At 69.2% G+C, this 20,834-nt stretch carries 19 protein-coding genes and 1 pseudogene; 8 read left to right on the top strand and 12 right to left on the bottom strand.

The annotated features are described in order from the left end of the window. The first annotated feature begins 14 nt into the window (after positions 1-14). A complete protein-coding gene (locus JOD27_RS04550; RefSeq protein WP_204760780.1) occupies positions 15-626 on the top strand; it encodes a hypothetical protein in 612 nt (203 codons plus the stop codon). Here the strand turns inward: JOD27_RS04550 and JOD27_RS04545 are convergent. Further along, a complete protein-coding gene (locus JOD27_RS04545) occupies positions 616-858 on the bottom strand; it encodes a hypothetical protein (protein ID WP_204760779.1) in 243 nt (80 codons plus the stop codon). The genes JOD27_RS04550 and JOD27_RS04545 overlap by 11 nt on opposite strands. Positions 859-1,117: 259 nt before the next feature. Here JOD27_RS04545 and JOD27_RS04540 point away from each other — a divergent pair, with 259 nt between their 5' ends. Then, positions 1,118-1,900 carry an alpha/beta fold hydrolase gene (locus JOD27_RS04540; RefSeq protein ID WP_307829889.1) on the top strand — a complete coding sequence of 261 codons (783 nt, stop codon included), beginning with the start codon at positions 1,118-1,120 and terminating at the stop codon, positions 1,898-1,900. Here the strand turns inward: JOD27_RS04540 and JOD27_RS04535 are convergent. After that, positions 1,792-2,313, bottom strand: a complete 522-nt coding sequence (locus JOD27_RS04535) for a metallophosphoesterase family protein (RefSeq protein ID WP_204760777.1) — start codon at positions 2,311-2,313, stop codon at positions 1,792-1,794. The genes JOD27_RS04540 and JOD27_RS04535 overlap by 109 nt on opposite strands. A 56-nt stretch (positions 2,314-2,369) precedes the next feature. Here JOD27_RS04535 and ku point away from each other — a divergent pair. Then, positions 2,370-3,161: pseudogene (ku, locus tag JOD27_RS04530) on the top strand (non-homologous end joining protein Ku); the annotation flags it as partial. A gap of 8 nt (positions 3,162-3,169) precedes the next feature. Here ku and JOD27_RS04525 read toward each other — a convergent pair. Beyond that, positions 3,170-3,814, bottom strand: a complete 645-nt coding sequence (locus JOD27_RS04525) for a PP2C family protein-serine/threonine phosphatase (protein ID WP_239566316.1) — start codon at positions 3,812-3,814, stop codon at positions 3,170-3,172. 226 nt (positions 3,815-4,040) lie between these two features. Between JOD27_RS04525 and JOD27_RS04520 the strand changes: the two genes are divergently transcribed. After that, the gene (locus JOD27_RS04520) at positions 4,041-6,650 is read left to right on the top strand and encodes an AfsR/SARP family transcriptional regulator (protein ID WP_204760775.1); all 2,610 of its coding nucleotides are present in this window, start codon (positions 4,041-4,043) and stop codon (positions 6,648-6,650) included. On the opposite strand, the gene JOD27_RS04515 is transcribed toward JOD27_RS04520, so the two are convergent. The 4 genes from JOD27_RS04515 to JOD27_RS04500 form a co-directional block, all read right to left on the bottom strand. Further along, entirely contained in the window at positions 6,630-8,177 is a 1,548-nt protein-coding gene (locus JOD27_RS04515; RefSeq protein WP_204760774.1) for an outer membrane protein assembly factor BamB family protein, read from the bottom strand. The genes JOD27_RS04520 and JOD27_RS04515 overlap by 21 nt on opposite strands. A gap of 73 nt (positions 8,178-8,250) precedes the next feature. Then, a complete protein-coding gene (locus JOD27_RS04510) occupies positions 8,251-9,303 on the bottom strand; it encodes an alpha/beta hydrolase family protein (protein WP_204760773.1) in 1,053 nt (350 codons plus the stop codon). Positions 9,304-9,348: 45 nt separating this feature from the next. After that, positions 9,349-9,723, bottom strand: a complete 375-nt coding sequence (locus JOD27_RS04505; protein WP_204760772.1) for a hypothetical protein — start codon at positions 9,721-9,723, stop codon at positions 9,349-9,351. A 46-nt stretch (positions 9,724-9,769) separates the two neighbouring features. Further along, positions 9,770-10,543: a TetR/AcrR family transcriptional regulator C-terminal domain-containing protein gene (locus JOD27_RS04500; RefSeq protein WP_204760771.1), complete on the bottom strand. Its 774-nt coding sequence runs from the start codon at positions 10,541-10,543 to the stop codon at positions 9,770-9,772. Positions 10,544-10,625: 82 nt separating this feature from the next. Between JOD27_RS04500 and JOD27_RS04495 the strand changes: the two genes are divergently transcribed. Continuing rightward, the gene (locus JOD27_RS04495; protein WP_204760770.1) at positions 10,626-12,884 is read left to right on the top strand and encodes an ATP-binding cassette domain-containing protein; all 2,259 of its coding nucleotides are present in this window, start codon (positions 10,626-10,628) and stop codon (positions 12,882-12,884) included. After that, positions 12,881-13,663 carry a siderophore-interacting protein gene (locus JOD27_RS04490; RefSeq protein WP_204760769.1) on the top strand — a complete coding sequence of 261 codons (783 nt, stop codon included), beginning with the start codon at positions 12,881-12,883 and terminating at the stop codon, positions 13,661-13,663. Before JOD27_RS04495 ends, JOD27_RS04490 begins: the two co-directional genes overlap by 4 nt. Here JOD27_RS04490 and JOD27_RS04485 read toward each other — a convergent pair. Both JOD27_RS04485 and JOD27_RS04480 read right to left on the bottom strand, forming a co-directional pair. Continuing rightward, positions 13,653-14,987: a hypothetical protein gene (locus tag JOD27_RS04485; RefSeq protein WP_204760768.1), complete on the bottom strand. Its 1,335-nt coding sequence runs from the start codon at positions 14,985-14,987 to the stop codon at positions 13,653-13,655. The two genes, JOD27_RS04490 and JOD27_RS04485, sit on opposite strands and share 11 nt — an antisense overlap. 37 nt (positions 14,988-15,024) lie before the next feature. Further along, positions 15,025-16,005 carry a methyltransferase gene (locus JOD27_RS04480; RefSeq protein WP_204760767.1) on the bottom strand — a complete coding sequence of 327 codons (981 nt, stop codon included), beginning with the start codon at positions 16,003-16,005 and terminating at the stop codon, positions 15,025-15,027. 96 nt (positions 16,006-16,101) lie between these two features. Between JOD27_RS04480 and JOD27_RS04475 the strand changes: the two genes are divergently transcribed. Then, positions 16,102-17,304 (top strand): FAD-binding protein, encoded by a 1,203-nt coding sequence (locus JOD27_RS04475; protein ID WP_239566315.1) that lies wholly within the window; start codon positions 16,102-16,104, stop codon positions 17,302-17,304. On the opposite strand, the gene JOD27_RS04470 is transcribed toward JOD27_RS04475, so the two are convergent. From JOD27_RS04470 to JOD27_RS04460, 3 genes are read right to left on the bottom strand one after another with little or no spacing between them, the layout of a single operon-like run. Continuing rightward, positions 17,277-17,438, bottom strand: a complete 162-nt coding sequence (locus tag JOD27_RS04470; protein ID WP_204760765.1) for a hypothetical protein — start codon at positions 17,436-17,438, stop codon at positions 17,277-17,279. The two genes, JOD27_RS04475 and JOD27_RS04470, sit on opposite strands and share 28 nt — an antisense overlap. A gap of 30 nt (positions 17,439-17,468) precedes the next feature. Then, on the bottom strand, positions 17,469-18,032 hold the full coding sequence (locus tag JOD27_RS04465) for an SRPBCC family protein (RefSeq protein WP_204760764.1): 564 nt from the start codon (positions 18,030-18,032) through the stop codon (positions 17,469-17,471). Further along, the gene (locus JOD27_RS04460; protein WP_204760763.1) at positions 18,022-18,531 is read right to left on the bottom strand and encodes an ArsR/SmtB family transcription factor; all 510 of its coding nucleotides are present in this window, start codon (positions 18,529-18,531) and stop codon (positions 18,022-18,024) included. The genes JOD27_RS04465 and JOD27_RS04460 overlap by 11 nt, the downstream gene beginning before the upstream one ends. A gap of 97 nt (positions 18,532-18,628) precedes the next feature. Between JOD27_RS04460 and JOD27_RS04455 the strand changes: the two genes are divergently transcribed. After that, entirely contained in the window at positions 18,629-20,752 is a 2,124-nt protein-coding gene (locus JOD27_RS04455; RefSeq protein WP_307829888.1) for a pectate lyase-like domain-containing protein, read from the top strand. The last annotated feature ends 82 nt before the right edge of the window (positions 20,753-20,834 follow it).

Raw genomic sequence — 20,834 nt, 5'->3', positions numbered from 1 at the left:
TAGGCTACGGGGTCATGGCGATAACCCTGGACGAAGCCGTGGACATGACCCGCACCGGTGACGTGTGGGTGTTCCGCGGCCGCAGCGCCGCGGACAGGGCGATCCAGGCGATGACGAACAGCCCCGTCAACCACGTGGGCATGGCGATCGTGCTGGACGACCTGCCGCCGCTGATGTGGCACGCCGAGCTCGGCAAGTCCCTTCAGGACATGTGGAGCGGCACGCACCAGCGCGGCGCCCAGCTGCACGACCTGCGCGACGCCGTGGTGACGTGGAGCGAGAAGTACAGGCAGCGGGCGTGGTTGCGGCAGCTCGACCACCCGGTGACGCGCGAGATGGAGGACGCGGCGCTGAAGACCGTCGCCCGCCTCGACGGCACGCCGTTCCCGTCGACCGCACGGCTCGCCTCACGGTGGCTGCGCGGGCGGCTTCCGTTGCGCCACAAGGCCGACGCCACCCTGGAGAGCGCGTTCTGCGCAGAGATCGTCGCCGTGACGTACGCGGAGATGGGACTGCTGCCCCACCGCAGGCCGAACTGGTACGACCCCGGCCGGTTCTGGAGCGGCGACGACCTCGACCTGCTCGGCGGCGCCAAGCTGGGCAAGGAGATCGCGGTCATCGTGTGAGGGCTGCGCCGGCGAGAGCCAGCCGCACCGCGCGTTCGTTGGCGTCGGTGAGGAGCTCGGCGGTTCTGGCGATGGCGCTCGTGCAGGTGTCGACGCCGACGTCGTGCTTGACACGGGCGTCGGCACCGATCGTGCCGTGCTTCTTCGCACGCGCGTCTCGGTGCCACCGTCCATTGAGGACGCGCAGCTCTGGTGGACCGACCTGTCCCGGGACGAGGTGCGGGCGCGACATGGGGAGCCGGAGGCGTTGCGGGCGCAGGCGGGGGTTCGAGCGGGCTATGGTTCGGTGATCTCGCGAAGTCGGCCATCGCGTCGGCGCGGGTAGTGCGATGGCGAACCCGTCGGGTGGCTGTACCGGGAGGACGCCGATCACGGAACCGCTGTTCGGCGAGCCGTCCGGTGCCGCGTTCGAGCGGGCAGGGGAAGGCTTCGTGAGAATCCCACGGGTTTAGCCGCCTTTTGGCTGGCAAACCAATGGCATGTTCGTCGGGTTGCGATCCGCCGCACGCGAGAGCGTGGTCAGGGCGATGTGGGACGTGCCGAAGCTGCTGCGTCACCCGGTGTGGCGGACCGCCGATCCGGGCCAGGGCAACGGTCTCGGTGTCGTGCTCGTCCCCGGCTTCGGAGCAGGCGAGGTGAGCCTGGCTCCTGCCGCGTCGTGGTTGCGCGCCCGCGGTTACGTGCCGGCGCGCTCGGGCGTCGGGTTCACCGTCGGCTGCACCGCGGAACTGCTGGCGAAACTCCTGCACAGCACGGAAAAGCACGTCGAGCGCACTGGACGTCCGGTGGTGCTGCTCGGCCAGAGCCGCGGCGGCGGCCTCGCGCGCCTCGCCGCCGCCCGGCGCCCCGATCTCGTGCACGGCCTGGTGATGCTGGGCAGTCCCGTCCTCGACCCGATGGGCGCGCATCCCAACGTGCTGCGCATCGCGAAGTTCCTGGCACGCCTGGCTTCCGCGGGCGTTCCCGGGTTACTGGACGACGACTGCATGCAGGGCCCGTGCTTCGACGAGCACGTCAAGGCGCTCGCGGAACCGTTGCGGGTGCCCGCGATCTCCATCTTTTCGCGAATGGACGGAATCGTGCCGTGGCAGCTGTGCCAGGACCCGTACGCGGAGTGCGTCGAGGTGCACAGCACGCACACGGGCATGGGGTTCGACCCGAAGGTCTACGAGGTCCTCGGCCCGCGGCTCGCCGCCTGGGCGACCGGCAGTATGCGCGCGTCCCGCAGGACACCGTCCACCACGTCCAGCAGCCCGATCGTGCCGTGCGGCTGACGACGTTTGTCCGTGGGTGAGCCTGGGTTGAACACCCGGAAGCCGTCTTCTTCCTCGTCCCACGGGATGTGCGAGTGTCCGAAGACGACCAGCCGCGCAGCGGGGAACCGGCGGCGCATCCTGGCCAGCCGGCCGGTTTTCTGACCGCTGTCGTGGATCATCGCGACCGGCAGGCCGTCGATGTCGAACTCCGCGGTCTCCTGCGCGCCCCACGCCACCACGTCGGGGCCGTCGTTGTTGCCGCACACCGCGATCACGGGTGCGTACTGGGCCAGCTCGTCCAAAACCCCGGCAATGCAGACATCGCCGCCGTGCAGGATCAGGTCGGCGGATCGCAGGTGTGCGGCCACGTCGGGAGGACACCGCTTCCAGAACCGCGGCGCGTGGGTGTCTGACAGCACGACCACTCTCACCCCAAGACCGTAGCAACGCGCGGTTCGAAGCGGCCGGAGGCGGGTACTCGTCCCGCATGGCACGGGCGATCTGGAGCGGGTCGATCAGTTTCGGCCTGGTGAGCATCCCGGTGGAGCTGTTCAGCGCCACCGAGGACCACACGGTGCACTTCAACCAGTTCCAGCGCGGAACGTCCGACCGCATCCGGTACAAGCGCGTCAACGAGCGCACCGGCCGCGAGGTGCCCTACGACAAGATCGTCAAGGGCCACGAGGTCGACAACGGCGAGTACGTCATCGTCGAGCCGGAGGAACTGGACGACATCGCGCCCGGCCGGTCGCGGACGCTCGACATCGAGGCGTTCGTGGACCTGGACGAGATCGACCCGGTGTTCTTCCAGAAGACGTACTGGCTCGGCCCGGCCAAGCCCGAGTTCTCGCGCCCGTACCTGTTGCTGGCGCAGGCGATGAAGAAGACGAACCGGGCGGGCATCGCGATGTTCGTCATGCGCGGCAAGCAGTACCTCACCGCGCTGAAGGAGGACAACGGGATTCTCGCCGTGCACACGCTGTTCTTCGCCGACGAGATCCGCGAGCCGAAGAAGGTGCTGGACGTGACGCCCGAGGGACGGGCGCCGCGCGGCAAGGAGCTCGACATGGCGGTGTCGCTGGTCGAGTCGATGGCCGACGACTGGCGGCCCAAGGACTACCGCGACACCTACACCGAGCGGGTCGTCAAGCTGATCAAGGACAAGCAGAAGGGCCGCGAGATCGTCGTCGAGGCCGAGCCGCCGGAGGCCACAGGGGTCGTGGACCTCATGGAGGCGTTGCAGCGCAGCGTCGAGGCGAGCAAGAAGAAGCGGAGCAAGAAGGCCGGTTAGCCCACGACCAGCGCCGTCGCGTTGTCGGTGCCGCCCGCGTACAGGGCAGCTCGCACGAGCCGTTCCGCCGACGCGTGCCCGGCCATGATCGCCTCGATCCCGCTGTGCCCCAACGGTCCGTACACCCCGTCGGATGCGAGCACGAGCCGCGACGCACGTGATGTCGACCGCCCGATGTTCTCGGCGGTGGCGTGCCGGACCGTGTTCGTCACGACGTGCTCCAGCCGCGGCTCCGGCACGACACCGCGCTCGCGGAAGTACTCGGCCACGGTGTGGTCCGTCGTGAGCTGCACGAGCTCCTCGCCGTCAGACGCGTACGCGCGGGCGTCGCCTGCCCACGCGACGTCGAAGCCCCCGTCCGGCCTGCCCACGGCCACCACGATCACGGCGTCCCCGGTGTGCACCTGGAGGGCGTCGCGGGCGGCCAGGATCGCGGCGACCGGGTCGGTCAGCAGGGCCGCGGCCTGCGCGGCGGCGTGCGCGGCTTCGACGGCCGCCGCGGAGTCGCCCACCCCGTCGGCGACGACGAAGGTGCGGCGTGCGTAGGCGTGTGCGTCGGCGTTGTGGGTGCGCGGTCCACGGTCTGAGGCGCCCGTGACGGTCAGCGCGGTACCGAGTGGCATGGTGCGATCGATCAGCATTGGCGGGCCTCCCTCACTCCACTGAGCCACGCGTGCCTTGGAGTCTGCTGTCAGCACCCTGAGAAACGCTCTAGAATTTCGCTGCCCGACGAAACCCAGGGAAGCGAGCACTCTCCGTCACACAAGTTTACGCGGGGTGAGTAAGGACACCACCACGAACTGCGAGAAGGCTTTCTTTTGTGACGGTGTCGTGAATCCCGAGACAGCCCCGACTACGGTGATCATCGTGCGGTTCACGGTCTTCGGCGGGGTCTCGGCGTGGGTGGACGGCCGCGCGACCGAGTTCGGTCCGACACGGCTGGGAGCCCTCCTCGGTGTGCTGCTCGTCGACGCCGGTCAGGTGGTCGGTGCCGACGAGCTCGTCGAGCGCGTCCTGGGTGACGCGCCGCCGCCCCGTGCCCGCGCGATGATGCAGACGTGGCTGACCCGGTTGCGGCAGACGGTGCCCGGCCTGGTCGAGCGCGAGGCCGGTGGGTACGTGGTGCGGGTCGACCCGCTGGAGATCGACCTGCACCTGTTCCGCCACCTCGTGCGCGCCGGCCGGACCGCGGAGGCCCTCGCGCTCGCGAAAAGCGAACTGCTGTCCACACTGGACACCCCGTGGGCGCGGCAGCGGCGGCAGGACTTCGCCGGCGAGCTGCTGGCCGCCCGGCTCGACCACGTCGACACGCGGCTGAACGACGGTGAGCACGCGACGCTGGTGCCCGAGTTGCGGGCGCTCGCCGCGGAACGCCCGTTGGACGAACGAATCGGCGCGCAGCTGATCGAGGCGTTGCACGGCAGCGGCCGCACGTCGGACGCGATCAGGCACTTCGAGGTGCTCAGGGCTCGTCTCGCGACCGAGCTGGGCGCCGAACCCTCGCGGCACCTCGTGACCCTGCACCGGCGGTTGCAGACCGCGTCGGCGCCGCGGCAGCTGCCCGCTCCGCCCAAGCCGTTCACGGGCAGGGCGCTGGAGCTCGCCGAACTGGACCAGGCACCGAACGGCGTCGTCGTGATCACCGGCACCGGCGGGGTCGGCAAGACCTCGCTCGCCGTGCACTGGGCACACCGGGCGGCGGAACGGTTCCCCGACGGCCAGCTGTACGTGAACCTGCACGGCTTCGGCCCGTCCGGTGCGGCGCTGAGTCCCGGCGACGCGCTGCTGCGGTTCCTGTCGGCCCTCGACGTGCCGCGTGCGAAGGTGCCGCACGACCTGGCGGGGCAGTCGGCGCTGCTGCGGGACGCACTCGCGGACAAGCGGGTGCTGATGCTGCTGGACAACGCCACCGACGCCGACCAGATCGAGCCGTTGCTGCCGCGCACGCCGAACACGCACGTGGTGGTCACCAGCCGCACCGCCCTGAAACCCCCGCACCGGGCCCGTTCGCTGCCGTTGGGCCTGCTGCCGCCCGACGATGCACGTGAGCTGCTGGCGTCCCGCATCGGCCGCGATCGCGCGCAAGCCGAACCGGAAGCCGTCGACACGGTGGTCCACCGCTGTGCGCGTCTTCCGCTGGCGCTCGCGGTGGCCGGGGCGCGGGCGGCGACGCAGCCGGAGTTCCCGCTGGCGGCGCTGGCGGACGAGCTCGCCGACCTCGACGCGTTCGCCGACGACGATGACGTCACCGCCGACCTGCGTTCGGTGTTCTCCCACTCCTGCAAGGCGTTGAGCCCGCCGGCGCTGCGCCTGTTCCGGTTGCTCGGCCTGATGCCGGGCCCGGACATCAGCCTCGCGGGCGCCGCTTCGCTCGCGGGCCTGGCACTGCCGGACACCGAGGCGCTGCTCGCGGAACTGGCCAGGGCGAACCTGATCGACGAGCCGGAGCCGGGCCGGTTCACGTGCCACGACCTGCTGCGCGACTACGCGGCCGAGCTGGCTCTGCCGGAGGAACGCGCCGAGGCGCTGACCCGGTTGCTCGACCATCTCGCGCTCACGAGCGTCGAGGCGGCCGTCGTGTTCACGCCGAGCCGCCACCGGCCGTCCACTCCGGAGCCGGCCGAAGGCGTGATCGTCACGCGGTTCAGCACGCACGACGAAGCGCTGGTGTGGCTCATGGCCGAGCATCCGACGCTGATGGCGGCGATGCCGCACGGCACCCCGACGCAGACGTGGCTGATGGGCTGGTCGCTCGCCGACGTCCTCGACCGGCAGGCGCACTACGGCGATCTGCTGACGTCACAACAACTCGCGATCGCCGCGCTGGAACACCTCGACGACACCGACGCGCTGGGCCGCACGCTGATCAACCTCGGCCGCGGCCTCGGCAGGATGGGCAGGCTCGACGAGTCGAGGGCGGTGTTCGAACAGGCGCTCGGGGTGTACGAGGGCAACCCGGCGGGCCAGGCGGGCGTGCTGCTGAACATCGCGATGCTGTGCCCGGACGACCGGATCGACGAGGCGCTCGAGTACACCCGGCGCGGCCTCGCGTTGTACGAGGAGTGCGGCGACGAGTACGGCCAGGCCAACGCGCTGACCGGACTGGCGTGGGGCTACGGCAGGATCGGCGAGTACGCCACCGCCGTCGAGTACGCCGAGCGCGTCATGCCCATGTGGGAGGCGATGGGCCACATCATCGGCCAGGGCGAGACGTGGGACAACCTCGGCACCGGCTACTACGGCCTCGGCGACTACGAGCGCGCGGCGCACGCGTTCACCCAGTCCTCCGCCTACTTCCGGGTGGGCGGCGACCTCCCGCTGGAAGCCGCCGCCTACGAACAGCTCGGCGACTCCCACCTCGCCGCAGGTGACGCCGAGCAGGCCCGTCGTGCCTGGCAGAAGTCGTTCGAGCTGCGCAGCGGAGCCGGCCTGTCGGCCGACTCCGTGCGCCGGAAACTAGAGCCCGAACGCGAATAGCACGCGCCCGTACGGGCTCGGGTAGCCCGCCCAGTGGCCCGAGTGGACGTAGACCATGCCGTTCGACACCACCGCACCCGAGCCGGGACCGGCGATGACGCCACCGCGCCCGATCACCCCGTTGACGCCCTGCGTGTCCTGGACGGTGTCGTAGGTCCAGAGGATCTTGCCGGTCTTCGCGTCGTACGCGCGGAACTTGCCGTCCTGCGCGCCCAGCCACACCACGCCGGGCGTGCTGGACACCGGAACGCCGTGCGCCGGCGCGCATCCCGGCTGACCGGCCGCGCCGCCGGTGGAGCAGCCGTCGGCGGGTGCCGGGGTCTCCCACAGCACGGCGCCGGTGGCGGGATCCACCGCGAGGAGCTTGCCGGGATCGGCGATGTACGTCGCGATGTAGAGCCGCTTGCCGTCGTAGCTCGCTCCCCACTGGATGCCGCCGATGCCACCGCTCGGCCACGGAGAGCCCAGCTGCCGCCGCCACACGACCTGGCCGGTCCTCGCGTCGAACACGTGGTAGACACCGGACTTCTGGCCGACGCCGACGAGCTGGCGGCCGTCGACCTCGAACAGGTTCGGTGTCGAGCCGATGTCGTAGTCGAGGTTGGTGTTGTCCTTCAGGCCGGGGCAGTACCCCTCGGGGTCGGGATCGTTGCACGCCCCGCGCCACGTGTCGGCGTCGGTGACCTGGTTGGCCCACTTCACCGCGCCGGTGCGGGCGTCGAGCGCGAGCAACGAGTCGAACTGCCCGCCCTTGCCGGTGTAGTTCTGGCCGGTGCCGACGTAGAGCGTGCCCGTCCGGCGGTCGATCACCGGCGAGCTCCACACTCCGGCGCCCGACGGCTCGAACCGCTTGGCGCCGTTGGGCCACGTGCCGACCTCGACCGGTTCCGGCACGGTGTAGTGGCGCCAGACCAGCGCGCCGGTGTCGATGTCGTAGGCGTCGATGTGACCGCGGAACGTGCAGCACGCGTGGTCGCGCGGCAGCACGTTCTCACCGCTCGACGTCCCCACGTACACGAGTCCGTTGTGGACGATCGGCGAGCTGGTGGCCATCGACGCGATGGTGTCGTCCATCTGCGCCCGCCAGCGCTGCTGTCCCGTCCGCTGGTCGAGCGCGAACAGCCTGCCCGCGCTGTCGCCGAAGAACACCTTGCCGTTGCTGACAGTCGGCCCGTCGGAGTTGTAGGCGTACCGGGCGGCCGGTGGGAGCGTGAACTCCCACTTCGGTGCGCCGGTGCGGGCGTTGCGGGCGTAGAACTTGCCGTCCGGGCCGCCGAAGTAGATCGTGTCGCCGACGACGGCCGGCTGGCTGCGGACGTGGTTGATCTCACCGAGCGGATAGGCGAACGCCCACTTGAGCTTGAGCTTGCCGACGTTGTGCTGGTCGAGGCGCCACTCCGCGGCGTTGTGCCGGGAGCCGGTCAGGTCCTTCTGCCACCCGGCCCAGTCGCTGCCGGGGTGCGCCGTGGCGGGTGACGCGGTCAGCACTACTAGCGCCGCTGTGAGCAGCGCTGAGGTTTTGAGCATGGAATTTCCCCCTTCCACCACCACCCTGGCAGTGGAGGAAGGGGGATGCGACCACCCAAAGTCGTGTTGTGGCTTAGCCGATCGGTTGATGCGTCACGACGTCGACGCCAGGACAACCGCGGCTGACGATCGGGTTCGGAAGTCCGTACAGGTACTGCCGGAAGAACGCCGGGATGTACGTGGTGGCGACCTCCCGCTGCTGTTCGGGGGTGAGGCCGGTCTCCGGACAGCGGCTGTCGTTGTCGTAGGACCACTCGGTGTTGAAGTAGTTGTGGTTGGCGTACTTCGGGGTCACGTCATGGATCGGCGCGAGGTTGCGGCCCTTGGCGTTGGCGACGTACGAGCCGCCGTTCACCGCGCCGTCGCAGCTGCCGGTCATGACCGCGAACGGGATCTTCGTGATCCGGTAGTCGAGGTTCTCCGGGGCCTCGGGGTCCGGCGCGTAGTACTCGGCGGGCGCTAGCGGCAGCACGGCCTTGATGCGCACACCGGCGGGCAGTGCGGCGCTGTGCTGGTCCGCCGCCTGGTAGACGGCGCCGCGGCCGCCGCGCGAGTGGCCGAGCGTGCCGACGTTGGTCAGGTCGAGGTGGTCGCGGAAGCCCTTGAGCCGTTCGGCGAGCGGGCCCTTGCCGTTGTCGAGATCGCGCAGCAGTTCGAGGTGCTTGCTCATCAGCGCGGCTCGCGCGATGTCCGCGGCCTGGCCCATCTCACCGGCGTTGACGCCGTTCGCGCTCACCGACACGACCACGAAACCCTGCCGCGCCAGCTCCTCTCCCAGGTAGTCGTACCCTCGGTAGCTCGGGAACGCGGCTGCGCTCGGGCAGGGCCAGACCCACTGGTCGTCCTGGCACGGCTTCCAATAGCCGTGCGCCAGCAGCACCACCGGCCTTTTGCCGATGAGGGTGCGCGGCGCGTGCACGACGGCGGTGAGCTCGAGGTCCGCGACCGGACCATCCGGTTCGGTGTGAAAGCCGGGCACCTGGAAGGCGCGATCACCGAGCGAGTACTCGATCCTTCTGACGCCGGTGCCGTGGTCGGGGGCTGCGGTGGTGTGCGGCGCGGTCAGCACCATCGCGAACGCGACGGCGGCCGTCACCGCACCGATCTTGCGGGGCGTGAGTGCCATGCCGTGATCAAAACGAGCGGATGTGGGCGGCTTGTGAGGGTCGTGTCACGGTTCTGCCACAGAGAAGTGGCCGGCGAACCCGCGGAACCGTTCCGCCAGCGGCCCCTCGGCCCCGCTCAGCTGCCGCCACAGCTCCACGTGCCTGCCCATCGCGGCCCGATCGCTCACCAGCACGACGATGAACCCCTGCTGCGCCAACGACTGCGCCTTGTAGTCGTACCCGCGGGGGTGGAACACCAGCGGCCGCGTCCCGACGAGTGTGCGCGGTGAATGGACCACCGCGGTCAGGTCGCCGACCGCGTACTCCATCCTCATCACGGCCGGCCGGTACTCCCCTACCTGTGTGGTGGCCGCCGTGCCCGGCGCGGTCAGCACCATCGCGAGCACCACGGCACCGAGGACTCTGAACACGATCGCCATGGACGCGATCCCATAGGGCCTATGTGCGCCGGACGTCCGGACTGTGTCACGGTTGTGTCACAGCGCCCTCGATGCCGTCGAGCAGGACGCCCAGGCCGTTGCGGAAGTTCTCCAGCGCGTCGTTCTCCAGGTACGGCAGCGAGGGGTCGACCGGTTCGCGGTCGGACTCCAGCAGGTGCAGCATCGGGAACTTCCTCGCGAGGTCGGGCTCGATCTCCAGCAGCACGGCAGACCGCGCGTACCACCACTCCTCGTCCGCCTCGCCGGTCGCGCCACCGGCGGCACGGGCCTCGACGACGGTCTGGGCGGCGCCGCGCACGAAGTAGTTGATCGCGCCGACGATGCCGCGCAGCCGGCGGCCGGGCAGGCCGGTGGAGACCAGGATCGCCGCCAGGGCCTCGGTCGCGGCGAACTCGTGCGGGCCGAGCACCGGGCGTGCCTGCGACACCTGCAGCACCCACGGATGGCGGCCGTAGCACTCCCACAGGTCGTGCGCCCACCGCGTCACAGCGGGGCGCCACCCGTCGTCGAGCGGGTAGGACGTGGGCAGTTCGGCCATCGTGCGGTCGTACATGAGGTCGACCAGCTCGTTCTTGCCCGGCACGTACGTGTAGAGCGCCATGGCGGTGCGACCGAGGCGCTCCCCCACCGCGCGCATCGAGAACGCGAGGCCCTGCTCGTCGGCGACGGCGATGCCCGCGTCGACGATCGCGTCCACGCTCAGGCCGGGCTTCGGACCGGGGCGGTTCTCCGTGACGGACCCGCGCCAGAGCAGCTCGATGGACCGGCGCGGGTCGCCCTGACCTGCGTAGACGACCACGGTTGCGACTCCTTACGACGTAAAGTAACCTCGTTGGCCAATACTTTACGGCATAAAGAATCAACTGGGGTGAGAAGCCGCGATGAATGCTGTCGCCGACAGCCACGACGTGATCCAGGTCCGCGGGGCCAGGGAGAACAACCTCGCGAACGTGTCGCTCGACGTCCCCAAACGCCGTCTGACCGTCTTCACCGGCGTGTCCGGCTCAGGCAAGTCCTCGCTGGTCTTCGGCACGATCGCGGCCGAGTCGCAGCGCATGATCAACGAGACCTACACCGCGTTCCTGCAGTCGTTCATGCCGTCGATCGGGCGGCCGGACGTGGACGCGCTGCACAACCTGAGCGCAGCGATCATCGTCGACCAGGAACGGATGGGCGCGAACTCCCGTTCCACGGTCGGCACTGCCACCGACGCGCACACCATGCTCCGGATCGTCTTCAGCCGCCTGGGCGAGCCGCACGTCGGCACGTCCGGCGCGTTCAGCTTCAACCTGCCGGAGGGCATGTGCCCGGCCTGCGAGGGCCTGGGCAAGGTCACCACCATCGACGTGGACGCGATCGTCGACAAGAGCAAGTCGCTCAACGAGGGCGCGATCGACGCACCTAACTACGGCGTCGGCACCTGGTACTGGCAGGTGTTCGCCAAGTCCGGCCTCTACTCCCCCGACAAGCCGATCGCGCAGTTCACCGAGCAGGAACTGCACGACTTCCTCCACAAGCCGACGACGAAGCTGAACGTCGGCGGCACCAACGTCACCTACGACGGCCTGATCCCCAAGCTGCAACGCACGATCCTCGGCAAGGACCGCGAGTCGATGCAGCCGCACATCCGGGCGTTCGTCGACCGCGCGGTCACGTTCACGACCTGCCCCGACTGCCGCGGCGCCCGGCTGAACCCCGCCGCCCTCAGCTCGAAGATCCGCGGCGTCACCATCGCCGACTGCTGCGCGATGCAGATCAGCGACCTGGCGCGGTTCGCGCACTCGATCGACGACCCGTCCGTCGCACCGCTGCTCGCGACCCTGCGGGACACGCTCGACTCGCTGGTCGAGATCGGTCTCGGCTACCTCTCGCTCGACCGCGAGTCCGCCACGCTGTCCGGCGGCGAGTCGCAGCGCGTGAAGATGGTGCGGCACCTGGGATCGTCGCTCACCGACATCACCTACGTGTTCGACGAGCCGACCGTCGGCCTGCACCCCCACGACATCCAGCGGATGAACAACCTGCTGCTCCGCCTGCGCGACAAGGGGAACACCGTCCTCGTCGTCGAGCACAAGCCGGAAACGATCGAGATCGCCGACCACGTCGTCGACCTCGGCCCCGGCGCCGGGGTCAACGGCGGCCACGTCTGCTACTCCGGTGACGTGGCCGGGTTGCGGGCCTCCGGCACGTTGACGGGGCGGCACCTCGACCACCGGGCGAAGCTGCGGCCGCAGTTCCGTTCCCCCAAGGGTTTCCTGACGATCGAGGGTGCCAGGCAGAACAACCTGAAGGACGTCTCGGTCGACATCCCGCTCGGGGTGCTGACCGTCGTCACGGGCGTCGCCGGGTCCGGCAAGTCGTCGCTGATCCACGGTTCGCTGCGCGGCCGCCCGGACGTGGTGACGGTCGACCAGGCGGCGATCCGCGGGTCGCGCCGGTCCAACCCCGCCACCTACACCGGTCTCCTCGACTCGGTCCGCACGGCCTTCGCCAAGGCCAACGGCGTGAAGGCGGCGTTGTTCAGCGCGAACTCCGAAGGCGCCTGCCCGCACTGCAAGGGCATCGGCCTCGTCTACACCGACCTGGCGATGATGGCAGGCGTCGCGACGGTCTGCGAGAAGTGCGAGGGCAAGCGCTTCACGCCCGAGGTGCTGCGCTACACGTTGCGAGGCAAGAACATCAGCGAGGTGCTCGGCATGTCCGTCGCCGAGGCGTGCGAGTTCTTCCCGTCCGGCCAGGCCCACGCCGTCCTGCGCCGCCTGCACGACGTCGGCCTGGCCTACCTGTCGCTGGGCCAGCCGCTCACCACGTTGTCCGGCGGTGAACGGCAACGGCTCAAGCTCGCCATCCACATGGCGGAGAAGGCCTCGACCTATGTGCTCGACGAGCCGACGTCCGGCCTGCACCTCGCGGACGTCGACCAGCTGCTCGGCCTGCTCGACCAGCTGATCGACGCCGGCAACACGGTCATCGTGATCGAACACCACCTGGCCGTGATGGCGCACGCGGACTGGATCATCGACATGGGTCCCGGCGCGGGCCACGACGGCGGCCAGGTCGTCTTCACCGGCACGCCGGGCGATCTCGTCGCGAACCCGGCCACCCTGACCGGCCAGCACCTGAAGGAGTACCTGTCATGAGCCTGCTGACGGTCACCTCCGTGCAGCCGCTGACGCCGCGCATGGTGCGGATGACGTTCACCGGCGACGGTCTCGCCGACATCGGCACGTGGCCGGACCAGCAGCTGAAGCTGTTGTTCCCCAAGCCTGGTTGTTCGGCGTTCGTGTCGGAGTCTCCGGACGTCGGCGTCTGGTACCAGGCCTACCTCGCGATCCCCGAGGAGTCGCGGCCGTGGATGCGCAGCTTCACCGTGCGGTCCCTGGCCGACGACGTGCTGACCGTGGACTTCGTGCTGCACGGCGACAGCGGGCCCGCCTCGGCGTGGGCCGCTCGCGCCAAGCCGGGTGACGTCATCGGCAGGTTCGGGCCGTCGCCCGACTACGCCCGTCCGCTCGGGGGCGCGGACGTGCTGGTGTTCGCGGGCGACGAGACGGCGCTGCCCGCGATCGCCTCGTTGCTGGAGCTGCTGCCCTCCTCGCAGCAGCGGCTGGCCTTCGTCGAGGTCGCGGACCCGATGGAGGAGCAGGACATCCCCGGCGTGCGGTGGGTTCACCGCAGCGCCGGGGAGAACCTGGTGTCGGTGGTGACCGCGGTCGAGGTGCCGTCGTCCGTCTGGGCGTGGCTGGGCGGCGAGGCGTCCGCGGTGCGGGCACTGCGGAGGCACTTCGTCGCACTCGGGGTGTCCAAAAAGGACATCGAGTTCTCCGGTTACTGGCGCCGGACCTTCACCCAGGACGACGCTCCGACCGCCGAGGACCTCGCCGAGGCGCAAGAACGGATCGCCGCGCTCAGCGAGTGACCACCAGGACAGCGCTGTTGGCCGGCACGTCGACCGTGGTCTTCGTGCCGGCCACCCTGAGGTTCTTGGGCCGTGGCGTGAACTTGGCGTCCTTCCCGACGTTCGAGCCCGCGATGGTGATCTCCGTCGAGTCCAGCTTCGGTGCCGTCAGCACGTAGACGCTGGCGTGGCGGGCCTTCTTCGGCAACGTGATCGTCGCCGTCACCGCGGTCGTGTTCTTGTTGTTGACGAACGCGTTGTCGCCGATCCCCCACGCCGTGACCTCGTCCGCACCGGTGACGCTCGCTGCGTGGTAGCCGCCGGGCCCGGCCAGCTTCCACAGCAGCTCGCCGTAGTAAACCCCTTGCACACCAACGGGATTCAGCCCGTCGTACTTGATCGGCGAGTAGTGCAGCGGGAACTGGACCGACGTGCCGCCGTGGAAGTTGACGCCCGAACCCTGCCGCGCTGCGACGCCCGCCAGGTAGTCCAGCGCCCACAGCGCCGCCGCCTGCACATCGCTCACGCCCGCCGCGCCGCCATGGTAGTAGTTGTTGGCTTCGGTGACGCGCCACTGCCTGATGCCGTTGTCCTGCCAGGCTTTCTGCATCGCCGCGCTCGCGGTGGGCAACCGCCCGGACTTGTTGGACGCGAGCATGTCCGGGATCGACGCCTTGTCGTTGCGGGCGATGTACTGGTGCGTGGAAAGGATCGTCGCGCCGCGTTGTTTCTGCGTGCGGCCGAAGTCCATGGCCCACGCGGTCTTGTTGGCCTCGCCAGGGCCGTCGAACTCGGCGTCCGGCACCTTCGCCTTGATCGCGTCGGCGAACTTCGTGAACAGCGCCTCGTACTCCGGCCACGTCTTGACGTAGACGTTCGGCTCGTTGCCGATCTCGAACGCCACCAGATCCTCGCCGAGCGCTTTGGCCGCGGCTTCGGCCTCGTCAGCCGCGTTCTCGGGCGTGTTGGTCTTGAGGTTGATGCCGTAGACGACCTTCCAGCCGGTGACCTCGGCGAACAGCGCCAGCTCCCGGAGGTCGGACGGCGCGACCTCGTCGGCCCTGCCGCCCGCGCCCCGCGGGTTCCACGTCGTCATGTCGACGAGGTTGCCGCCGATGCGCAGCAGGCTCGGCCCGAGGAGGCGGAAGAGGCGGACCAGGTCGGCGTTGTGCGCGTTGAACATCCGCGCGCCGATCCGGTCCTTCTCGTAGCTGAAGCCGGCGAAGTCCCTGCCGACGTGACTGGTGCTCGCGGGGTCGACCCGCACGCTCACCTCCGGCGCCGCGTGCGCGGGAATGCCGGTGAACACGATCAACAGGGCCGCGGCGGCCGCTGCAAGACGCATGGGAGTCCCTTCGTCCGTGCGGCGGCAAGGTTCGACTTTAGATCGGATGTTTCCGGAATTCGAGTACGGACCGATCGTTGGCCACTTCCGTCACCCCGTCGAGCACCAGACCATGTGGCTCAGCGAGCTTCTCGTACTCCTCAAGGCTCCGCTCCTGCCCGCCGAAGTGCACGAGCATGACCAGGTCCATCTCGGTGCTGATGCCCATACCTCGGATGGATTCGACGACGAGGAGCCGCGCGTGGGCCGGCATGGCCTCGACGCACCGGGCCAGGATGCGGTGGCACTGCTCGTCGTCCCAGTCGTGCAGGATGTTGAACAGCAGGTAGGCGTCGCCGCCCGAGGGAAGCGGGTCGAAGAAGCTGCCCGCGGTGGCGGTCGCCCGGTCGCCGAGCCCGCTGAAGTTCTGCAGGGCGGGCCCCACTTCCAGGTCCACCAGATGACCGCGGAGGCCGGGATCAGCGGTCAGCACTGCCGTGAGCAGATCGCCGGGCCCGCCGCCGACGTCGACGATCAGCGGGAACCGCGCCCAGTCCACGGCGGCCACGTAGTCCGGGATCCGCTCCCGGATCCGCCAGGTCATCTGCCGGTCGAACGCGTCGCGCAGGTGGGGGTGCTCGGCGAGGTCGGTCCAGAAGTCCGTGCCGTAACGCAGCGGGTAGGCGGGCTCGCCGGTGCGCACGCTATGGGCGAGATCGACGAAGGCGAGGTCGGCGCGCCCGGCGGCGGTGTCGTGGTGCAGAAGGTTGTGCAGCCCGTTGCCGGCGTCGGCGCAGAGTTGCGCGCCGAACTCGGTGGTACGACAGCCGTCGCCGACGCGTTCGACGACGCCGAGGATGACGAGGTGGCCGAGCAGGAGCTCGAGGGCGGTCGGGTCGACGTCGAGCTCGGCGGCCAGGACGTCGACGGCGGCGGCGGTTCTCAGGCGATCGGGAAGGCCGAGGGTCACCGCGACCCGCAACGCCATCGGGGTGACCAGCCCTGCCATTTCACGGAGTTTGTGCACGTCGTTCCCCATGTGGATCCACCCTTCCACCTCGGGCAACTTAATTTTTGTCCACACTGAAGTTATAGAGAGAACAACTTCCAGCGCTCGGACGCTTACGGTGTGCGTATGAAGACCAACTGGGCCGGCAACATCACGTTCTCCGCGGCCCAGGCCGTCACGCCGACCACGGCCGACGACCTGCGCGCGATCCTCCGCGGTTCGTCCGCGGTGCACGTCGTCGGCTCCGGGCACTCGTTCAGCCCGATCGCCGACACCACCGGCACCCTCCTCTCGCTGGCCGCGATGCCGAAGGTCTTCGAACCCGCCGGCCGCACCGTCCGCGTGAACGCGGGCGCGACCCTCGCCGAGCTGGCCCCGCGACTGGAGGAGGCGGGCCTCGCCCTCCACACCCTGCCGTCGCTGCCGCACATCACCATCGCCGGCGCCATCGCCACGGCCACCCACGGCTCGGGTGCCCGCTCTCTCGCAGGCGCCGTGCGGTCCATAGAGGTCATGCGCGCAGACGGCTCGATCGTCGAACTGACATCAGCGGGCGCCGTCGTGTCGATGGGCGGCCTTGGCGTCGTCACGGCCGTAACGCTCGACGTCGTGCCGTCGTTCCAGGTCGCGCAGACCGTCTACGAGGACGTCGCCTGGACGACCCTCCTGAGCCAGCTCGACCAGATCTTCGACGGCGCCTACAGCGTCAGCGCGTTCGTCGACTGGCAGGGCGGCGCCACGCTCTGGGTGAAGCACCGCGTGGGCGACGCCCCGTTCCGGTTCCCCGGCCAGCCCGCCGACGGCCCTCGACACCCGGTGGTGGGCCAGCCCCCGTCCCACTGCACCGAGCAGGACGGCGTCCCAGGCCCCTGGCACGCCCGCCTGCCGCACTTCAAGGCGGAGTTCACCCCGTCCGTCGGCGAGGAACTGCAGACCGAGTACTTCGTCCCCCGCACCCGCGCCGTGACCGCCCTGCGCGCCCTGGCCGAGATGTCCACCGTGATCTCACCGCTCGTCCAAGCCTGCGAGATCCGCACGATCTCCGCCGAACCGCAGTGGCTCAGCCCGGCCGCCGACCGCGACAGCCTCGCCATCCACTTCACGTGGGTCCCGAACACCCCGGCGGTGCTCGCCCTCCTGCCTCGCCTGGAGGAGGCCATCGCGCCACGGCCGCACTGGGGCAAGCTCTTCACGGTGCCGCCGACGCTGCTCGCCGCCCGGTACCCGCAGTGGGACACGTTCAAGGCGCTGCTGAACGAGCACGACCCGAAAGGCGTGTTCCGCAACGACTTCCTGACCCGCTACTTCGGTTCCAGCGCGTCGAGCTGACGCCGCAGGAGTCGGCTTCCGGCCCGCGCAACCGCGTTCCACTCCCGCAAGGCACGGTAGAAGTGTTCCCGCACCCACACGTCACCACCACCCTGGCGCGTGTAGCTCAGGAAGACGTCGTACTCGTAGCCCACGCCCTCACATCGGGATCTTGCGAACCGGCATTACGAGGCGTCACCCTTCTGGCGCAACGCCTCCAGCTCGGCGTCCGAAAACCCGTAGGTCGTCACCACGGTCATCTTCGGACAGGTGACCAAGAGCCCCGGCCCCCACTCCTCGACCACGAGGCCACGCTGGTTGGCAGACTCGAAGAACGGCTTGCCAGAGACGTCGAGGGACACCTCGTGCGGCCAGAACAACGTGCGCCGGGCAGCTCCGGGGTGGAACTCGTGCGCGAACTTCAGCTGGTGCAGGAAGGTGATCCAGCCTTCGGTGATGTCGTCGTAGTACTCGTCCCACTCCGGCAGCGTGCCCTTGGGCGCGCGGGTGAGCACGACGCGAGTGCCCTCCGGGACCGGGGTGAGGGTGAACGTGTCGTGTCCGTGGAGCGTGAGGGTGCGCTCGCCCGTTTCCTCGGCATCCTCGAAGAAGGTGCCGTCGATCTCCTGCTCCAGGCCGTCGTACTCCCAGCCGTGCCAGTGCAGGATCTTCTGCTTGTCGCGGAACGACTGCCACACCTCGTCGACCGGCGCGGCCACGGTGATCTCGACCCGCACTTCATCGCTCATCGGACACTCCCGGATGGCCCATCGCGACCACCCGGTACGGGCGGCCTGACTCGGTGTCGTACTTCAGCGCGATCTGCCGCACCGCTTCGGCCAGGTCGCTCGTGAACTCGTGGAGGTCGCCGGGTGCGCCGAAGCGGACGGTCGTCTCCACGGTGAAGGTGAGCAAGCGCTTTCCAGCGGAGGCCGCGGCGCCCGACATCCGGTCGACCTCGCGGGCCACGTCCGCCGCCACCGACACCAGATGCGTTGCGGCGAACTGGTCCTGGACGCCCGCGTCCACCGCGCGGCCCGGGCGGGCGCGCAGCACGCGTTCGACGCAGCCGCGGCGTTGGCGTTCCTCGACGAGCTCGACGAGGCCTGCCTGTTCCAGCGCTCGCACGTGGTAGTTGACCCGTTGGCGCGGCAGGTCCAGCGCGGCCGCGAGCTGGGTCGCCGACGCGGGCGACTTCAGCAGCTCCAGCAGCGATCGGCGCAGCGGCGACAGCTCCACACCCAACACGCTCTCATTTGACAAATTCGTTTGTCAATACCGGAACTCGACCGGAAACAGGAAGGTTCGTTGACGATTGCAACAAACCGGCTCCACCCTGTGAGCCGTGAGAACACCCCTGCTGGTGGCAGCGTTGGCAGCAGCAGCGATCGTTCCTGTGTGGACGGTCGCGGCGCAGGCCGGCGTGGTGCCCGGAACCGCTTATCAAGTGACGAACGTCGGCAGCGGAAAGTGTGTCGAATCGCTGGGATCGACCAACGGCGCACAGCTCCGCCAACAGGCCTGCTCCGGGCAGACCTGGAAGTTCACGCCCACGAGCGACGGCTACTTCACCGTCGGCGAAGGGGCTGTCTGGGACGTCTCCGCCGTGTCCACCGCGGACAACGCGCTGATCCACATGTGGCAGAACTTCAGCGCCGACAACCAGCAGTGGCGCCCGGAACAGGTGGGGACCGACACCTACCGGTTCGTGAGCCGCCACAGCGGCAAGTGCCTCGACGTGCCCGGCGCGTCGACCGGTGACGTCCAGTTGGTGCAGTACACCTGCAACGGCACCAACGCCCAGGCCTTCCGCCTCACCACACCCAACCCCCGCCAGCCCGACTTCGGCCCGAACGTGCTGGTCTTCGACCCGTCGATGCCCGCGAGCACGATCCAGGCGCGGCTGAACGACGTGTTCAGGCAGCAGGAGGAGGGTCAGTACGACGCGCGCCGGTTCGCGATCTTCTTCAAGCCGGGCAGCTACGACGTCGACGTCAACATCGGCTTCTTCACCCAGGTGCTCGGCCTCGGCCTGACTCCGGACGCGGTGAACATCAACGGCCAGGTGCACGTCGAAGCCGACTGGTTCGAGGGCAACGCGACGCACAACTTCTGGCGTGGCGCGGAAAACCTCGCGATCCGGCCACCTGGCGGCACGAACACGTGGGCGGTCTCGCAGGCCTCCGCGATGCGCCGCACACACGTCTACGGCGACATGCAGCTCGACGACAACGGCTGGTCCAGCGGCGGTTTCCTGGCCGATTCCGTGGTGACGGGCCAGGTGCGGTCGGGCAGCCAGCAGCAGTGGCTGTCGCGCAACACCGAGTGGGGCTCGTGGACCGGCGAGAACTGGAACATGGTGTTCGTCGGCGCCCGCAACGCCCCGCAGAACACGTTCCCCGAGCCGCCGTACACGACCGTCGCGCAGACCCCTGTCGTGCGCGAGAAGCCGTTCCTGAACATCGACGGCAGCGGCAACTACAGCGTTTTCGTGCCGTCGCTGCGCACCAGCTCCAGCGGCACCACGTGGGCGAGCGGTCAGCAGCAGGGCACGAACATCCCGCTGTCGGACTTCTTCATCGCGAAGCCGGGCACGTCGGCCGCCACGATGAACCAGCAGCTCGCGGCAGGCAAGCACCTGATGCTCACGCCGGGCGTCCACCAGGTGAGCGAGCCGATCCGCGTCACGCGTCCGGACACCGTGGTGTTCGGCCTCGGCCTCGCGACCGTCAGGCCCACCAACGGAAACCTGGCGCTCGATGTGGCCGATGTGGACGGTGTGAAGGTCGCGGGTCTGCTGATCGACGCGGCCCCGACGAACTCGCCACAGCTCATGCGGTTCGGCCAGCCGGGCAGCAACGCCGGCCACGCGGCGAACCCGACGTCGATCCACGACGTGTACGTACGCATCGGCGGTTCGGCGGTCGGGCGGGCGACGACCTCGCTCGTGATCAACAGTCACGACGTGATCGGCGACCACCTCTGGCTGTGGCGCGGTGACCACTCCTACGGTGTCGGCTGGGACGTCAACAAGGCGGACACCGGGTTGATCGTCAACGGCAACAACGTGACGATGTACGGCCTCTTCGTGGAGCACTACCAGAAGTACCAGACCATCTGGAACGGCCAGGGCGGCCGGACGTACTTCTACCAGAACGAGATGCCGTACGAGGCGCCGAACCAGGCGGCGTGGATGAACGGCTCGACCCGCGGCTACGCGGCCTACAAGGTCTCCGACAACGTCACGACGCACGAGGCCTGGGGCCTGGGCAGCTACATCTTCGCCAACGCCAACCCGAGCGTGGTCGCCGATCGGGCGTTCGAGGTGCCGAACACCCCAGAGGTCAAGTTCCACAGCATGGTGACGATCTCGTTGGGCGGCAAGGGAACCATCGAGCACATCATCAACAACTCGGGTGGACGGGTGACCGCGGGTTCCACCGAGGCCTACCTGGCCAATTACCCGTGATGCTCCCCGAAAAAATGATTCCCCGAAAATAGTGTTCCACTGAGCGGTTTTGAACTGCGCATGCCCGTGCTCCGGTTCGCAT

This window comes from Lentzea nigeriaca (assembly GCF_016907955.1).
Taxonomy (GTDB): domain Bacteria; phylum Actinomycetota; class Actinomycetes; order Mycobacteriales; family Pseudonocardiaceae; genus Lentzea; species Lentzea nigeriaca.
This window is presented reverse-complemented; position numbering and strand designations above follow the sequence as displayed.